Genomic DNA, 17,525 nt, shown 5'->3' on the forward strand with positions numbered 1-17,525 from the left:
TTTAGCTAGGTGTAATTAGCTTAGATATTGATACTACTTCATCAATCAGGAGATTACGGTGAGTCTAATTCCAAGAACGGAAAGAGCGGCATTTTTAATTCGGCCAACATCATACGGTCAATCCGTGCTTGGTGCGCCATTACTGTATTTTCCGGCTCAAGTCGAAAGTGCTTCGCGAGGTTTGATTTTGGCAGGCACTCACGGGGACGAGACGGCCTCGATTGCAGGTTTGTCCTGCGCGCTAAGAAGCTTGCCTGCTGATAACTTACGACATGATGTGATTCTGTCAATGAATCCGGACGGCAACCAACTAGGCACACGCGCAAATGCAAACCAAGTGGATCTCAATCGCGCGTTTCCAACCCAAAATTGGACTGAGCATGGCACAGTGTATCGATGGAGCTCTCACACACCCGTTCGAGACGTACAGGTGAAAACTGGCACTAAAAACCAACTAGAGCCTGAAGTTAGCGCATTAATTAACTTGATTGAACTGCGCAAGCCAAAGTTTGTGGTGTCGTTTCATGAACCGCTTGCGTTTGTGGATGATCCCAAACATTCCGACCTTGCCAAATGGCTCGGCGAGCAGTTTCAACTGCCAATCGTTGACGATGTCGACTACGAAACACCCGGCTCATTCGGCACTTGGTGTAGTGAACGTGATTTACCTTGCATCACGTTGGAGTTACCAGCGATTTCTGCCGATCTCACCATTGAAAAACATCTCTCTGCTTTTATTGCTTTGCTGAGGCACGATCCGGATCTCTAGTCCGCTGTTAAACAAGCGATCATGTGAGGATCTGTTTGATGTCGGTACTGATATCGCTGATCAACTGACGGGCACTGTCGTCTCTTTGCTGAACCAAGATGATAAACAGCAAATCGGTGATCACGTTTTGCGCGGTACGCGAAGCAATGGATGAGCTGCGATGTTCCGTTTCATTGGCAATCGTATCAAACGTAATATCGGCAATACCGCGCAAGCGACTTCTTCCAGGCGCAGATAACGCAATCACCTTCGCGCCCTGCTCTTTTGCCGCTTCTGCCGCGACGAGAATTTCTTTGCGCTCACCCGAAAACGAGATTGCGATCTGAACATCTTCTGGAGAGAGCGTGCGGGCAACAGCAATCTGCACGTGGCTGTCTTGTTCAGAAAGCGCCGTAATACCAAGTTTAAGCAGTTTAAAGCTTAAATCCTTCGCGGTCAGTGCAGAGCCCCCAATCCCGACCACTTGCACTCGACGCGCTTCACTCAACCATTTCACCGCTTGGTGACACGCTTCGTAAGACAGCGTATTGGTGGTTTGAAACATAGCGTCGGTTTTCGCTTTCACCAGTTTCTGTGAAATAACCGCAATGGGGTCGTCAGCCAAAATATCACTGTGCAGCGGTGTCGACTGCATCGCATGCTTACGGCCAATCTCTTCATTCAGAGCTAATTTAAACTCGCTGTAACCTTTAAAGCCGATACGCTGAGTAAATTTCACAATGCTCGATTGACTCACTTTTACTTGCGCCGCAAGTTCTTGGCTAGTGAGCAGCGCCGCCTTTTCTGCGTTTTCAACAATCCAATCGCCAACCAAACGACCACTTTGCGAAAGCTGAGTACGCCTCGCGACTATCCTATTGATAACTGACACAACAAAAACCTCAAAAATTTTAAATAAATTATTCCAAAACAGAAATAATAGGCGTTTGATTTAACCCCCTGATTATTCTAACCAAGACAGTTAATCCCGGATGTAATAGACGTATATTTTCTCTCATTATTCCAAATTTCTCCTGCATAAAGAATAACCTCAAGTGTGATTTTTATCACCAAACCTGAATATTTTATTCCATAAAATCGCCCTCAGATTGAACATTACAAAGAGTGCAAAACATGAAAATTGATTTAAGCAGATTGGTGACAGAAAGCCGTAACCCAGCCAGTGCCGAGATCGATACGCTTTCGACAATCGAGATGCTGCAAGTCATTAATGAAGAGGATCAAAAAGTCCCGCTCGCGGTAAAAGCGGTGCTACCACAAATTGCAGAGACAGTTGACGTAATTACCCAAGCTTTTGCAAATGGTGGCCGTTTAATTTACATGGGAGCTGGTACGTCAGGTCGCTTAGGCATTCTTGATGCAAGCGAGTGTCCTCCTACCTACGGCACGCATCCAGATATGGTGATTGGCTTAATTGCTGGTGGACATCAAGCAATTTTAAAAGCGGTAGAAAACGCAGAAGACAACGCGAAAATGGGTCAAGACGACTTAAAAGCACTTCACCTCACCAAGCATGACGTGGTTGTAGGCATTGCAGCGAGTGGCCGTACACCTTATGTACTAGGTGGTTTGGACTACGCTAAATCCATCGGAGCCACGACCGCATCTATCGCCTGTAATCCAGAATGTGCCATGGCAGAAGCGGCCGACATCGCGATTCTGCCGATAGTTGGCGCAGAGGTTGTCACTGGATCTTCTCGCATGAAAGCCGGCACCGCACAAAAACTGGTGCTAAACATGCTCACGACAGGCGCAATGATTCGTAGCGGTAAGGTATTTGGCAACTTAATGGTGGATGTAGAAGCCACTAACGCCAAGCTCATACAACGCCAAACCAACATTGTTGTGGAAGCAACCGACGCATCAAAAGAAGAAGCAGAGCGAGCATTAAATGCCTGCGGTCGCCACTGCAAAACCGCCATCTTAATGATTTTGGCCGATTTGGATGCCGAACAAGCCAAATCACGCCTCGCCGCGCACAACGGCTTTATTCGCGCAGCACTAAATAATAACTAAATAATCCGAGTTCTGAAGGATAGACCCTATGGCAAAAATAACTTCAAACACAGTATCGCAGTTGCTGTCCGCAGTGGGTGGCAGTAGCAACGTAAGCAAATGTGGTAACTGTATGACGCGTTTGCGTTTATCGCTCGCCAACAATGGCTTGGCTGATCAATCAGTTATCAAGCAAATTCCCGGCGTAATGGGTGTGGTGGAAAGCGATGAGCAGTTTCAGATCATTCTCGGTCCCGGAAAAGCTCAACAAGCGGCTGAGATGATGAATCAATTGATCGACAGCTTAACCTCTGGTGACAGTGAAGAAGCAGATATGCCGCAACAAGATCTTTCTGCCGTCGCAGCCGAGCAGAAAAAGCAGATGAAGAGCAAACAAACCAGTGCGGTTCAGCGTTTTTTAAGCAAGTTTGCCACTATCTTTACGCCGTTGATCCCTGGTTTTATTGCCGCTGGTTTGTTGCTAGGTTTTGCGACGTTATTGGAACAAATGTTTGTTCTCGACCAGACACCAAGCCAGTTTATGTTGGATTTGATCGCCTACATGAAAGTCTTTGGTAAGGGTCTGTTTGCTTTCCTAAGTATTCTGATTGGTTACAACGCGCAGCAAGCGTTTGGCGGCTCTGGTGTTAATGGTGCCATTCTCGCCTCTTTGTTTGTGCTGGGTTACAACCCAGAGGCGACATCCGGCATTTACTCTGGCATGAACGAGTTTTTCGGCTTTGCGATTGATCCGCGCGGCAACATTATCGGCGTACTTTTGGCAGCGATCATCGGTGCACAAGTCGAGCGTAAGGTTCGTCAATACATGCCTGATGATCTGGACATGATCTTAACGTCCGTTATCACTCTATTGATCATGGGTGCGGTAACCTTCTTGCTCATCATGCCGATCGGCGGCGAGTTATTTAAAGGGATGTCTTGGTTGTTCCTCAACTTAAACGATAACCCATTAGGCGCTGCAATCTTGGCAGGTTTGTTCTTAATTTCTGTGGTATTTGGCATCCACCAGGGTTTTGTTCCAGTGTACTTCGCATTGATGGAAGCACAGGGCTTTAACTCGCTATTCCCTATCCTGGCAATGGCTGGTGGCGGTCAGGTTGGCGCGTCAATGGCGCTGTATTTCAAAGCCAAAAAAGACGCTCTACTGCGCACTCAAGTTAAAGGCGCTATTATTCCGGGTCTTCTAGGCATTGGCGAACCATTGATTTACGGCGTGACATTACCACGCGTAAAACCATTCGTTACCGCTTGTATTGGTGGTGCTGCGGGCGGCTTCTTTATCGGTTTAGTTTCTTACCTTGGCTTACCAGTTGGTCTTAATACGGTGTTTGGCCCGTCCGGCATCGTGGCGATTCCTCTCATGACATCTGAAAATGGCATCTTCCCGGGCATGATGGTGTTTGTTGCCGGCCTGCTTATCTCTTACATCGTCGGCTTCCTCGCGACTTACTTCTTTGGCTGCAAAGACGTCGATTTAAGCTAAATCATTCTTCCCCTATAGGAATGGACTAGCTCGCGCCCTTGGCAAACAAGGGCGCACCCTCTCTCTACTTCACGACAATTTTTCTTATTCCGTTACTCGGAAGGGGCTTTGTCGTACCTAAAACAATAGAAATGAAAGGTCGTTAATCATGAAAAAGCACATTTTGGCTCTACTTCTCCCAACATTGATGGTATCAAACGCAATGGCAGCGCAGCTGTATCAAGCGGAAGATGGGTCAGTTTTAAATATTTACTCTCGTCTTGGTTTCAATGTCACCAGTAAAAATGATGAGCACGGCGATGCAAATGGCGAGTTTGATGGCCGTATTGGTTTAAACGGTTCACAAACCATCAACGAGTACGCGTCGATCATCGGCCAAGCGCAATACCAAGTGGGTGCCGCTGAATACGCAAACCAAGTAAACGACAAACCGTCTCTGACCGCACGTTATGTATGGGCGGGTATTGATGCGAAAGATTATGGTCGCATTACTGGTGGTCGCGTGGCATCTGGGTTGATTATGTTTACCGACATTGGTGATGTGTTCGCCTCTTCCGATGTTTCTATGGCGCGCCAAGCGAATAAAGTCGACAAAACCGCGACGCAAGTTTTCCGTCAAGATGGCACGCTGCAATATCAAAACAGCCTAGGTAATTTCGACTTTTCTGTCGCGTACATTTTAGGAAACAACACTTCTGAGCTCGACTACGGTTACAACGCTGCACTGCGTTATACGCTAGACATGGGGAATTTGGGTACCTTGGCACCAGTGATAGCGATGCAGAAGAATAAAGGTGATGCACGTGAAAGCAACGACACCGATTACACATTCTGGGGCGCAGGTACGCGTTACTACCTAGGTGATTTGATGTTGGGTGCGTTGTACTCGGAAGATGAACTAGAGGGCTATTACTCACAAACCAGTACCGACAAAGTGATGGAACTAACGGCGGTTTACAGTGTAAATGACAAATGGGTACTGCGTGCTGGTTATCGTTCTTTAGAAAACAGTGATGGTGACGAGCTAGAGCTGAAAGATACAACGCTAGAAGTACAATACAAACTGACGCCTCGTTCTTCTATCTACACAAACTACGTTGATCGTAACGGCTCGCGTGGCTACAGCAATGGACAAGAAGTCTCGTTTGGCGGTGCGCACGCAGACGAAAGCTACTACCACTTAGGTCTACGTTACGAGCTGTAAGCACGATACTTAATGTAAGTTAGCTGAATCCATGGGCTTCTTCTGTGTCCGGTCAGTAGTTATTGCCTTTAATGCTGATTTGAAGAAGCTCACCCTCGCCATATGTTTTCTTCGTTACCTGTTTTAACAAACACGCCTGCATCAGGGAAGCTGGTGACAGTAGCTAACAATTTTCCATCAACAAAGTGCAATGCCGCATAATCGTGAATGCCATAACAAGTGATGCTCGGTTGAGAACGAGCAAAGGCTTGGAAAACCTCGAACTTCTCACCTACATGAGAAAAATGCGCCGCAGCCAAACCGTCAATAAATCCAAGACAACGCATAACTTGGTATGCTTCGGGATCACTGTCTGTCACCGCAAACTCAAACCAACAAATTGCACCAGCGCTCATGCCACAAATGATGATGCCTTGTTCATAACACTGCTTGAGTATTCTATCGATTCCCCATTCGCGCCAAATGGCCAACATCGAACGCGTATTACCGCCACCGACGTAAATGATGTCTTGTTCAAATAGCGTTTCTTTCCAACCAGCTTCAAACTTAAACAGCGGAAAATGGGTCACGCTTTCACTAAGCTTCGCATCGTAAAAACGTTCAATCACTTCATCGGCATCTCCCGTGGCTGTAGGTAGAACACAAATGTTTGGATTCTCCTTACCAGACAAAGACAAAATGTATTGATCGAGCGGGCTCGGATTCTCTCCCATCATCCAGCCCCCACCGCCAATCGCAATACAGTGTTTTCGCATTCCTTTGCTTCCTCAATTGTTGCTAAGTTTGTTGTCGCTATTCTCCGACAGAATATATGTTCCTAAAGTGATCAATGAACGCTCGCGTTCTTCTTGGTAAGTGCTCACGTTTTGGGTAAAGCGGCAAAATCGCATCCGTTTGCCATTCTGGCAGCAAACTCACGAGTTGTTCTTTTTGTGCAGGGTCGAGTTTAGCCAGTGCAAATTCATCTAACATGGCTACACCACAGCCAGTCAAAGTAGCATCCAACATGGACTGGACAAGATTAAAACTCAGCGTACTTTCTAACTCAATGCTGCACTGCTGTTGAGTTTGCTTATGCGTAAACGTCCACTTGTCTAACACCAAGTCACGACTTTTATAAAGGATGTGCTCTAAGTCACCAAGCTCCTCTGGCGTACTTACATTTGGTTTATCAGCTAAATACGAGCGATGAGCGATCGGTTTACAGTGTAAAGTGCGTAGCTGATGGCCGACGTATCCCTCTGGGGGAGTATCGGTAAAGTAGAATGCGATATCAAACCCAGCCTCAATCAAGTCGAGAGGTGTCTCTGTGAAGATCACTTCAACACTCACTTGTGGATGTTGCAATCGAAACTCGATCAATGTTTGGCTGAGTAACGCAGCTCCGAAAGAAGCGGACGCCGCTATTCTCAATTTTCCCGATACGATCTCGTTTGCCATGACTTGCTCATTGATCTGCTCAGCGCCTTCGAGCAGTTGCTTTACCTGCTGATAAAACCGCAAACCATCGTAGGTCAAATTAAACTGGCGCGTAGTTCGCTGAATAAGCTGCACCGACAATATGTCTTCAAGCTGTTTAAGTTGCCGACTTACATGCGCATTCGAACAATTCAGGCGCTTTGCTGCGCCAGCAATACTTCGCTCCTCGCACAAAGCGACGTAAAGTGGTACGTAGCTGAGCCATTTTATTTCCATACAGTAATTCTGAATCTCTAAAATCAAACTACTGGAAATAATAGAAAGCCTCTAAACTCTGTACAACCTAAATTTGAAAGGATGAGTTATGAGTGTTTTCGACACGTGGTTAAAAGCTCAAGTCATTAAAGATCACATCACTAATCCCAATATCATCGTTGGCGATTACAGCTATTACTCGGGCTTCTATCATCAAAAAAGCTTCGAAGAGCAAGCAGTACGCTACTTGTTGGGTGACCCCGTCACACTTCAAGAATGGCAAAGTAGAGAACCCGATAGCATCGACAAATTAATCATTGGCAAGTTTTGTTCCATCGCTTCTGGAGCCACCTTCATGATGGCAGGAAACCAAGGTCATCGCATTGACTGGATTTCGACCTTCCCCTTCTCTCCTGAAGAATTTGGAGAAGGCGTACAAGACGGTTTCGAGCGTGCCGGAGACACGGTGGTGGGGAACGACGTTTGGATTGGCAGCGAGGCGATGATCATGCCCGGAGTAAACATCGGCGATGGAGCCGTCATCGGAGCACGCACCGTAGTGACGAAAGACGTCCAACCTTATTCGGTGGTGGTTGGAAACAACCAAGTCGTACGTCAACGATTCAGCGATAAAGAGATTGAAACTCTACTCAATATCCAATGGTGGAACTGGCCAATAGAACACATTAAACAAGCAATGAAAGTAATGTGTAGCAGCCAAGTCGGTGCGCTTGCGGACTACTATCAAGAGCACATTGTCGATTTGTAGATAAACAAAAGCCCACACATCTTGTTGCGACGTGTGGGCTCAGTGAGTAAGAAAGCTTAAACCGCAGCGACGTCCTCTTCTTCCAAGTTCGCCGAGACTTTAATTTCGTATTGATTGAAACGGAACGAACAACCGCCATGAGTACGCTTTGTCGTTACTTGCTCGTCGCCAAACTGTACCGTCACGCGAGTGAAGACACGCTCTTTGGCTTCGACAATATTTTCTTCTAACGCGACTTCAAAGTCATGTTCCGTTTGTTCTAGCTTTTGCTTTATCGCTTCAAGCTGCTCGTTGTTTTGTGTTTTCATCACATCAATCTGAGCTTGTTCTTCGTCGGTACGTTCGGCTTTAGGACGTTTCTTAAATTCGAGCTCTTTACGAATCACATCCATCGTGCCTTCTTGAGCGCGTTTGTATTGATCTTTGAGCTCTGCTAATCGCTCCTTAAATGCAGAATAGCGCGCGAACGCTTCTACCTTAGTGGCGGTGTCGCCTTCTACGCCCAATTGTAAGCACACCACCTTGTCACCGACTTTTGCATCTCCGCCGCTGAGCGTACCGTTCCTACCGTTCGCATCCAGCACCGTCAGATTGCGCCCACAAACAATATCGTTATTCATGCTGTGCACCGCCAACTCAATATCTTCGCCGGCTTGCAAATCACAATATTGGGCGTAGCTGGCACGAATCGAACCTTTGGCTTTGACGTGACAACTCTTTGGCTGGCCATCACTCACGGTGTGGCCAATGATCCCTTTACCAACTTGGATGTCGTCTTGCGCTTGTACGTCAGCCGATTCAATGAAGCCGCCTACAGTAATAGAACCCGTCGCTTTAACAATCATGCCAGATTCAATGTTGCCACCGATAATCACATTCCCTTTGAATTTCACGTGGCCTGTATTCACGCCAACGCTATTGAGGCAGAGTGCGTTATCAACTTCGATGGTTTTGTCTTTAATCAGAGGCGTACCGGATACCGATGCAATCAATAGGTTTGGGTCTTGCTTGCTTATCTCGGTGCCCTTGCCTGGCTTCATTGGGCTGTCTTTTCCGGCTTGTGGAGGAATCACTCGCCCTTGAACAGTAAAACCAGGCGTACCTTTGGTCGCAGGCGTGCGGCGCATCACCTCATCGCCTACGTCAACCGCGATAGTTTCACCGAGGTTACGTAAATCAATTTTGTCGCTAGCAGATTGGCCGTCTTTGGGTTTGAGGATGCGTTTGGTGATGTCTTTAACAAGAGGAGTAAAAAGAGCGTCTTTGCCTTTGATAGGTTGCTTACCAACCGCTACAGGTTGAGAAAAAGTTTCGCCGGGTTTGAGCTGAGTGCTGACAACCAACACTTTCTTCAAAGCCAGTTTGTTGATGCCTTTCGAAACTCGCGCTTGAGCAAGGGCTTGAACAATCTCGGGGCCACGTAAACCTCGGCCTCCGTACGCGCCGACAACGTTCATACTGGCGAGCATGTCATTATTCGATAATTCAACCTCAACTTGCGCGTTGCGTTTTTCCGCAATGACGATGCCTTCGTAGGCCTCGGCTTTACGTTCTTTGGCGCAGTTAATGAATCTCACGACTTCCCCCTCAACAACAAACATCTTTTCAGCGTTCATTGCGACGAGCTGCTCGTTTAATTCATTTTGATTTAGCTCACCACCGAGGTCCACTTCTCCCGGAAGACGGGCTATCACCTTGGTCTTATCTTCAGATAACTCAAGACACAGCTTCCACATACCCTTACCACTTTGCTTCCCATCAACACTTTCAGTCTAACCAAATCCGTTTTCTGAACAAACCTCGCATTTCTTATTATAGGGCTCACGTCACTAAAGAAAGTAATCCATCAATAACGGTTAAACAGCATATTAAGAGAAAACTCGATTTAACCTAAAGCTCAATCAAAATACACGCTGAAACAAAAAGGAGCTGGATTTACAGTGTAAAATCAGCTCCCAATAATTTCATTTACAGTGTAAATTTCCCTTTATTGTTTACAGTGTAAATCGCTCCAAATGTGTCTTACTTCGTCCCTTAACTGCTGTTCAACTTGCCTTCTTCCAGGTAAACCAAATTGCTGAGCACATTCAGTCCAACTACGGTTAAGAAAAAGCTTACTGATCATCAAGTCGGAAGCGGAGTTCAAACCTAAGTTAAGTAACCACTGCTGAAGCCACACAGACACAGACTCATAACTGTTACCACCATCAGCATAACATTCAATTAGTAATAACTTAGCGGGATGAAGTGGACTCATTCCCAAAGGTTGCGGCAATAGAGCTCGAAAAATAGGGGCTTCTAATTTTGGATAGACGTCAGCCACATTGTTAGACAACATTTCTTCAAATAGCGCCTGAGATTGGTCGACCCAAGCCGTCTGTTGGGAATCACAAGGTTTGACCATCAAGACTGAATAACAACCGCTAGCAGCATCGCGCATTGACCCTAAGCGAATTGTACGGAAGTTCGATTGTCGCCAGAAATAGAGCAACTCTTCCGTCGCACCAAAACTCGTGGATAAGTAGGCAATGTGTTTAGCAGCCATTTGCTCAAGTTGCTGCAGAATTTTTTGACCAATGCCTTTGCCTTGCAATGCTGGATGAACCGCAATTCTCATGACTCGCAGCGTCGATAGATTCGCGACATTCGGGAATCCTAGGTGGTTTGCAATCGTAATTGGGGCTAAGTGTCCTTTAGGACGACGCTTACCAAGCTGGATTTCTTCAATCAATTCATCGTCAAGGCCCCCCTCTTCGACCGCTAATATCACCCCCACAACCGCATTATCTTGCTTAGCAAAATAGAGCTGACTGTTGTCGTCTTGCAAAAGGTGAATCAAATCATTCGGCGAGGTCTGATAATGAGCATTCACCAAAAGAGCGAAGCACTCACGCAGCAAACTAGGCTGCGATATCAAATTGTTCTTATCGGCTTTAGAAAGGGAAATTGAGTCGACCTGTTTAAGTTGATGGTGCGTTAACTCCGCATCCAACAAAAACGCGTCATAGAGCCATGATTCAAGCGCATCATTCATGCTCCAGCGGATGGGCTGTGTCATGTGCCATGTTTTCATTCCCGAACGCTGTTTCTGAAGCCAATCAACAAATTTAATCGTAAAGCCCCGGCCACAACCTTCATAACCATGAACAGTCGTAGAAAAAACGAGTCGATGATAATGTTCGGTAATGCTTTTGAGCATAGGAACTGGAATTGCAGCCGCTTCATCGACAAGTAACAAATCACATTCAGCTCTGCTCGATAGAAGTTCGTCAGGAGCAATGAATTGAATGGCTCCCTGCCCTGATTCTAATCTGTCCTTCCTAATACGCTGCGCATTAGGAAGTAGCCGCAAAGCATGTTGGTAAACAGGCTCAACGGCTTTTATAGATGGTGCCGTAATTAAGATTCTAAGTGGCTTCTGCTGTAATAAGCTCGCACACGCAATGCCGAGGGCACTTGTTTTTCCGCGCCCACGATCAGCGGTCAAAACTAACGGTCGCTTTCGATGTCCAGTTACCACCTTTTCAATTAGAGAAATGGCATGTTCTTGTTCCGTGTAGTGGCTTTCTTTTTCTGCCTGCTTGATGTCTGGAGCCGTTGGCAATGGTTTGTCTTGCTCAATAACAACGAGCTTCTCCCATTGTTTATGCATCCATTGCTGAGCAAAATTCGCATTTTGTCGCAGCTCAGTAATGACAATAAGAAAACCGCCGCCAACCAATGAGCCAAGCGTGGCGGTAAAACTATTTGCGTCAAAGCCATTTCGAGCATCAAACAATAGAACGTCACACTCTCTGCCTAGCAACATGTGCCCTTGTTTAGACGAAACGCTGGATACGTTTTTCAAACCAAAATCACCAACAGAAAACCAACGTTGATGGCGCTGCGTTTTATGGAACTCTGACATCAACGCATTTTGCCAAGAAGCCTCGCCTTGAATGACAACACCAATCCTTTGGAAAGATTGGTGAGCTTGATGTTGAAGTGATGAAAGGAAATCAGATTGTGTCTGCATTTTGTCTATCCAACGTTGAACTGACGTAATGGTATCACATCTTTAATTTGACGCTTCTCAGATATAAAAAAACCGCCCGGAGGCGGTTGATTCAATCATCATTTGTTATTGCAGTTTGGTTTGTACAAACGCAAGAATCTCTTCCATTAAGCTATCGTCAACTTTCTTCAAGTTCAACGCCAGGCTGCTACCTTTTCGGCTATAGCTTGCTCGACCTTTTACTAAGTCGACTTTTTCCGTCTTCTTGCCAGGTTTTGCTGGTGCAAGTTCAGTAATCCAATTTTCGATGCTTTCCGTGACTTCTTTTGTCAGACGAGCAACGCCTTGAGCTGTGCTTCGCTGCCATAAAAACCCTTCGCTAGAGCGACATTTATCTAACAGCTCTTGCTGCTGCTCTGGCGTCAGCGTTGAAAACTGTTTGTGCAGTTTCACGATAGTTGGACGACCGAGATCGCCAACATTCGGATACGCTTGAAGCAGTTCTAACGGTAATGCTGCGGCTTTTAAAGCGCCACTTACCAACGCTTCACTGCACTGGAACATTTTTGCCAATGCTTTCTGATCCTCAGCTTCACCACTATCAAGCTTAGCCTGCATCTCTTTCCCTTTTTCATATAAAGAGAGCGGCTTGTGAGCATTTGCCACATCAGACAAAAACTTAGCATGGTCAGTATTAATGTTGTCAGCAACATAAACCAAAAAGTCTTGTTCGGCGAGGATACAAGACATGCGACGACGGCTACCATCTAAAACTTCAATCTTGCCATCTTCAGTTCTACGACCCACTGCTGGATATTGTTGGCCACGCTCTTTGAGTGTGACTAAAACATCAGATAAAGCATGTTCGTTTAAGAACGATTGCTCACGAGCGTTATCAACAAATACTGTTGTTTCTGTCGCAACTTTATTTGCAGGAATACGCACAAGTTCAAACTGAACAATATTTTCACCTGCAACTGCTAGTTCAATCGTTTGAGCTTTCTCTTTTGCCGCAGTTTGCGCTTCTTGCGGAGTCACAACACGACGCTTATTCGTTTTGCCAAATAATTTCGCGTTTAATTCAGACGTTTTCAAAGCCATTTACTTATTACCCCTGATTCAATGACGGCCAATTAGAGTGCAGCACACGCTCTAATTCCAGTGCGCTTTTATGAACAGCGTCTTGCGCGGTGGCTAGTGTCTTCTTACCGCCTTCAAAATCGCTTACTGTCAGATCAAATACTGTGCTGTAGGTATCGGCACAGGTTTCAAACGCACGGCTACGAGGAATAGTAGCCATCATAACTTGGTCACCTAGAAGATAGTTCATTTCAGTTAAAACAGAAACTTGCTTCTTATTGTCGTCCTCAAACATGGTTGGCATCAAGCGAACAAACTCAAGACCATTCCAGTCCTCCGGGAACATTTCATATACCGTAGGCAAATGCTGGAAGAAGTTTACTGTTGAAGCCCAGTCCAGACGCTTAGCCGCACAAGGAATTAGCAAGGCATTTGATGCATACATCGCATTCCATACTAATGGGTCAACGTGTGGACCGGTATCAATCATAATGATATCGAAGTCATCAGCAATTTTATCAATCAGTTGCTCTTTCAGCAGACGGACGATATCGAGTGATGGGTCTTCAGATAGCGTTTGCCATGCTTCCGCATTAAACATCGCGTCTTCTGGAAACGCTGAAATCGACTTTAAGTTCGGATATTGCGTTGGCAGCAATACGTTTTTACGTAAAAATTCACTGTCAATTTCCACACCATCAGGCACGTTACCCAACATAATGTCTACCGCAGAATAGATATTATCATGCTCTGCCATGCTGATTTGCGGGTTGAGGAATAAACGTAGCGAGCCTTGTGGGTCTAAGTCGATTAAACAAATACGGTATCGTTTATCCAAATTTAGCGCTAAACATGCCGCTAAATGAACCGCGGTCATTGATTTACCTGTACCGCCCTTTTGGTTCTGCACATTAATAATCCAAGGTTTGTTACCTGAATTCTTTTTACGCTCATGAAATTTAGGCACTTCAGCCGCATCCATGAGCATGTGTGCTTCTTCTAACGTAATTGAATAATGATTCGCGTTGTTTTTAGTAAATTGATGCCCAGCGGCTTCCATTTTACCAATCGCGTCGTCGAGCTTACGGCGAGTTAGACCAGAACGGGTTTCCATCATCGCTTTCGACATTGGTGGGAAGTAGTTATCGCTTCGCTCTTCTAAAACAATTTCAATACGGTCAGCTTGAACCTGCTGAGTCAGCTCCGCTAACTCAAGAAGGTTTTCAATCGTTTTTTCTCTTTTCATGCCAAATTCCGTTGGAAGGATTTATAATTGCAATTGTACAGCAGTAAAGACCAAAAACAACAAAAAGGTGCACGAACATTTTGAATTACCATCACATAAAAAAACACCCAAATCGACGCTTTTATGATTTATGGTCAAAAAGATAACTATTTTTAATCAAATAATCTTCTCATAAGTGGACACCTAAACTTAAAAATAAAAAGTGTTACAGCGTCACTCATTTACAATGTAAATCAATTTTCTACCGGAACGATTATAATCTTAAGCTAAATTACGGGTTATGTTAGACCAACCTAATTTAAACGATAAATAGTAAGTAATATCGGAACAATAAAGACCTGAACACCTTGATCATGTCTCCGAGCAAAATAGGGCAGTTCCAGCGAAACATCTATGGAAGTATGATCAAGGTATGCTTATGATCATGCTTCCGTGTTAATAAGCAAATCCGAAAGCATGATCATGGAAAAATAGAGCAGAGTACGGTGTAAACACGCAAATAAAATAAGATCCATTAATCGGAAATATGATCAAGCCTTAGAATCTCTCGGAAGCATGAGTTTTCTTCTCTGATTTACGGTTGAGTGCAGACAGAATGGGGGATTGAGCAGAAATTGACGTTATAGAAGCCGGAACAATGAAATTGCTCAAGTTGCTATGATAAATCACGCTCTCATGATCATGCTTCCTGTAAATAAGCAGAGACTAGGATTTACTTCTAAATATGAGCGACTTGAATGTATTTTAATCAGATGAGTGATATCTCATCAATATGGGCGCCAGAACGATAGATATATTGGCTCTTGATCATCGATCCGAGTATAAATAACATCACCAATGCACAATATAATCATCGTGAAGATCATTATTAAATACTGCATCTGTGGATAACCTGTAAAAACATCATGATCATCGTTTCAAGACTCTTTTGATCATCTTTTCATAACCTTAATGATCATGCTTACGAATAAATATGATCATGCTTTCAGGTTATTGTTGATCATACTTTCAGACTTCTTATGATCATAGTTCCGAAACACATGGAAACAATTGTCTTATAGAACAAAAGCTTAGCGAGAAATTTCAAGCCAGATCATTAGATCATATAATCAATTAAGATCAGATTAATCAAAAAGATCAGTTATTTAAAAAACAATCTTTTTTCTTTATTTATGATCTGTTTTTCTTTATTCTTCGGAACCATAGCACAACTACGGCTAGTGTGATCTGGATCTAAAATGACGGCTGATGAAAAAATTCTGATTAAAGCACCGAGAAGCCACAAAGATGGCCATCTTTTTGAGGTACATGAATCCTCTGCGGATTGGGTAGAGCAGTACCAACATTTCAAAGGGGTGACCAAAAGCATCTTAGAGTTGCTTAATCTGATCTCATTACGAGGCTTCAGCAGCAAGGATGGTTTGGTTTCAACCACAGAGATTGTGGAAGCAACAGATGGGCAACTCACACGTGCAGCTCTGCAACAACGTTTGCGCGCGGCAGTAAATATTGGTTTATTTACTCAAACTCCAGTGCGTTTTGAAGAGGGACTTGCTGGTAAAACGATGCTACATAAATTTGTGAATCCCAATCAGCTTATATCTGTGTTGGGAGCAACAAGTCTTGTTACCGACAAAGTTCGCCAGAACGAGAAACAAAAACGTTCGAAAGCATTGGCTCAGACTCAAGTAAACAAACGTTTGTTGAATGAGCACGGGTTAAACACACCTCCCACGATGAAAGATGAAGCCGATCAATTTGTTGTATCTCCAACAAATTGGGCTGGGATAATTGACCAAGCACTTGCGCCACCAAGAACTCGAAAAAGTTATCAGAAATCCATGGTGTCGATCTCTGGCACAAAAGCCGTTATTGAGACGCGATCATCCAAAAATATCATGACTGTGGATGATCTCATGACCCTGTTCGCTCTCTTCACGTTAACGGTTCAGTATCATGATCATCACAAAGATCAGTATCAGCTTGATGCTGCTCACGTACCAAACAAAACGCCGCTATACATCACTGATATTTTGTCGCTCAGAGGCAAAAAAGACAGTGGCCCAGCTCGTGATTCCATTCGCGATAGCATTGATCGCATTGAATTCACTGATTTTCAGCTCCATGAACTTACTGGACGTTGGCTAAGTGAAAACATGCCAGAGGGCTTCAAAAGTGATCGTTTTCGTTTTCTTGCACGAACCATCACAGCCTCTGAAGAGGCACCTGTGGAGGGAAGCGATGGTGAAATTCGTATCAAGCCAAACTTATATATTTTAGTTTGGGAACCTTCGTTTTATGAAGAGCTGTTAACACGCGATTATTTCTTCTTGTTTCCGCCAGAGATCTTGAAACAACATACGTTGGTGTTTCAACTGTACTCTTTCTTCCGTAGTCGCATGGTTCGTCGTCACACGGATTGCATGCTACTGAGTGAGTTAAATCAGAAGCTTGCACGTAACATTGAATGGCGACGTTTCTCCATGGATCTGATCCGAGAACTAAAGCGTTTGTCTGATGGAAAAGGGAATGATGATCTATTCGTCGTTAATTTGTGGGGTTATCACCTGACGATCGAAACCATGATCGAAAATGACAAAGTGATGGACTACCAGATCGACATCAAATGTGATGTCGAAGAGGTCTTACGTTACTCGCGAGCGCGAACGACCAACGCAGGAAAGCGTAACATGGCGCCTACGCTGCCAAATCCACTTCGTAATGAGATGGTAACCCGACAACAGCTTGAGGAGCTCTCAGGCATCATAGACGGCGAATTTGAGCCTATTCAACGCAAAGCACCGTCTCCAAGAGGAAATTTAGGGCGACGCGTGAAGCAAAGAAAGCATTTGGTAGAGATCAATGCTGATGAGATCACCATTACTCTATCTAAATACACCTCACCAGAGGCTCTAGAACGCAGTATAACGGCTTTGTCTGCGATGACAGGGCACTCGTATGCCTCAATCAAAGAAGAGTGCTCAGATTACATAGAGAAGCTCGACTGGCTAAGGGTAGGGGATGAGCCGATTCCTTATGAGACATTAAGTAAAACCGTCGAGCTGTTTAACACCCAGAACGATGTTAAGCATCTTACCATCGAGCGCTTGATTGCGGGGTTAGCGGTGCGTCGGAAAGTTTGTCGTCAAATCTTCGATGGTCACATGGATGAAATGGTATTTCGTGCCTTGGATGAAATGGCGATTTAAAAGTGTCGCTTGATGTGTATCAAGCTATAGGTGTGATGTATCGGTTTGAAATGTAACAATGTCTTTCGATGATAAAAAACA

Annotated in this window: 13 protein-coding genes; 6 read left to right on the plus strand and 7 right to left on the minus strand. The window is 44.9% G+C overall.

Translation table 11 applies throughout. The features are described 5' to 3' along the window. Positions 1 to 58: 58 nt before the first annotated feature. Complete coding sequence (gene mpaA / locus R7R24_RS05475; RefSeq protein WP_053350131.1) at positions 59 to 769, plus strand: murein tripeptide amidase MpaA; 711 nt, start codon at positions 59 to 61, stop codon at positions 767 to 769. 19 nt (positions 770 to 788) lie between these two features. Here the strand turns inward: mpaA and R7R24_RS05480 are convergent, their stop codons facing one another. Next, entirely contained in the window at positions 789 to 1,640 is an 852-nt protein-coding gene (locus tag R7R24_RS05480) for an SIS domain-containing protein (protein WP_005383578.1), read from the minus strand. A 242-nt stretch (positions 1,641 to 1,882) separates the two neighbouring features. Between R7R24_RS05480 and murQ the strand changes: the two genes are divergently transcribed. From murQ to R7R24_RS05495, 3 genes are all read left to right on the plus strand, one after another. After that, positions 1,883 to 2,785: an N-acetylmuramic acid 6-phosphate etherase gene (murQ, locus tag R7R24_RS05485; RefSeq protein ID WP_054578582.1), complete on the plus strand. Its 903-nt coding sequence runs from the start codon at positions 1,883 to 1,885 to the stop codon at positions 2,783 to 2,785. A gap of 28 nt (positions 2,786 to 2,813) precedes the next feature. Beyond that, positions 2,814 to 4,268 (plus strand): PTS N-acetylmuramic acid transporter subunit IIBC, encoded by a 1,455-nt coding sequence (gene murP, locus R7R24_RS05490; protein ID WP_054578581.1) that lies wholly within the window; start codon positions 2,814 to 2,816, stop codon positions 4,266 to 4,268. Between the two features lie 148 nt (positions 4,269 to 4,416). Continuing rightward, positions 4,417 to 5,472 carry a porin gene (locus tag R7R24_RS05495; protein ID WP_054578580.1) on the plus strand — a complete coding sequence of 352 codons (1,056 nt, stop codon included), beginning with the start codon at positions 4,417 to 4,419 and terminating at the stop codon, positions 5,470 to 5,472. 89 nt (positions 5,473 to 5,561) lie between these two features. On the opposite strand, the gene R7R24_RS05500 is transcribed toward R7R24_RS05495, so the two are convergent. Beyond that, entirely contained in the window at positions 5,562 to 6,227 is a 666-nt protein-coding gene (locus R7R24_RS05500) for a peptidase E (RefSeq protein WP_053350128.1), read from the minus strand. Positions 6,228 to 6,264: 37 nt separating this feature from the next. After that, positions 6,265 to 7,167, minus strand: a complete 903-nt coding sequence (locus R7R24_RS05505; RefSeq protein WP_191116113.1) for a LysR family transcriptional regulator — start codon at positions 7,165 to 7,167, stop codon at positions 6,265 to 6,267. A gap of 88 nt (positions 7,168 to 7,255) precedes the next feature. Here R7R24_RS05505 and catC point away from each other — a divergent pair, with 88 nt between their 5' ends. Beyond that, on the plus strand, positions 7,256 to 7,915 hold the full coding sequence (gene catC, locus R7R24_RS05510; RefSeq protein WP_053350127.1) for a type C chloramphenicol O-acetyltransferase: 660 nt from the start codon (positions 7,256 to 7,258) through the stop codon (positions 7,913 to 7,915). Between the two features lie 56 nt (positions 7,916 to 7,971). Here the strand turns inward: catC and R7R24_RS05515 are convergent, their stop codons facing one another. The 4 genes from R7R24_RS05515 to R7R24_RS05530 all read right to left on the minus strand — a co-directional run bounded on the left by R7R24_RS05515 (position 7,972) and on the right by R7R24_RS05530 (position 14,235). Further along, a complete protein-coding gene (locus R7R24_RS05515) occupies positions 7,972 to 9,651 on the minus strand; it encodes a DUF342 domain-containing protein (RefSeq protein WP_053350126.1) in 1,680 nt (559 codons plus the stop codon). Between the two features lie 251 nt (positions 9,652 to 9,902). Then, entirely contained in the window at positions 9,903 to 11,930 is a 2,028-nt protein-coding gene (locus R7R24_RS05520; RefSeq protein ID WP_053350125.1) for a tRNA(Met) cytidine acetyltransferase TmcA, read from the minus strand. Positions 11,931 to 12,035: 105 nt separating this feature from the next. Continuing rightward, a complete protein-coding gene (locus tag R7R24_RS05525) occupies positions 12,036 to 13,010 on the minus strand; it encodes a ParB/RepB/Spo0J family partition protein (RefSeq protein WP_005374504.1) in 975 nt (324 codons plus the stop codon). A 7-nt stretch (positions 13,011 to 13,017) separates the two neighbouring features. Beyond that, positions 13,018 to 14,235 (minus strand): AAA family ATPase, encoded by a 1,218-nt coding sequence (locus R7R24_RS05530; RefSeq protein WP_005374503.1) that lies wholly within the window; start codon positions 14,233 to 14,235, stop codon positions 13,018 to 13,020. Positions 14,236 to 15,473: 1,238 nt separating this feature from the next. Between R7R24_RS05530 and R7R24_RS05535 the strand changes: the two genes are divergently transcribed. Further along, positions 15,474 to 17,444, plus strand: coding sequence for a replication initiator protein RctB domain-containing protein (locus R7R24_RS05535; protein ID WP_017635223.1), 1,971 nt, complete (start codon positions 15,474 to 15,476; stop codon positions 17,442 to 17,444). The last annotated feature ends 81 nt before the right edge of the window (positions 17,445 to 17,525 follow it).

The sequence above is a fragment of the Vibrio sp. 704 genome, from assembly GCF_033339295.1.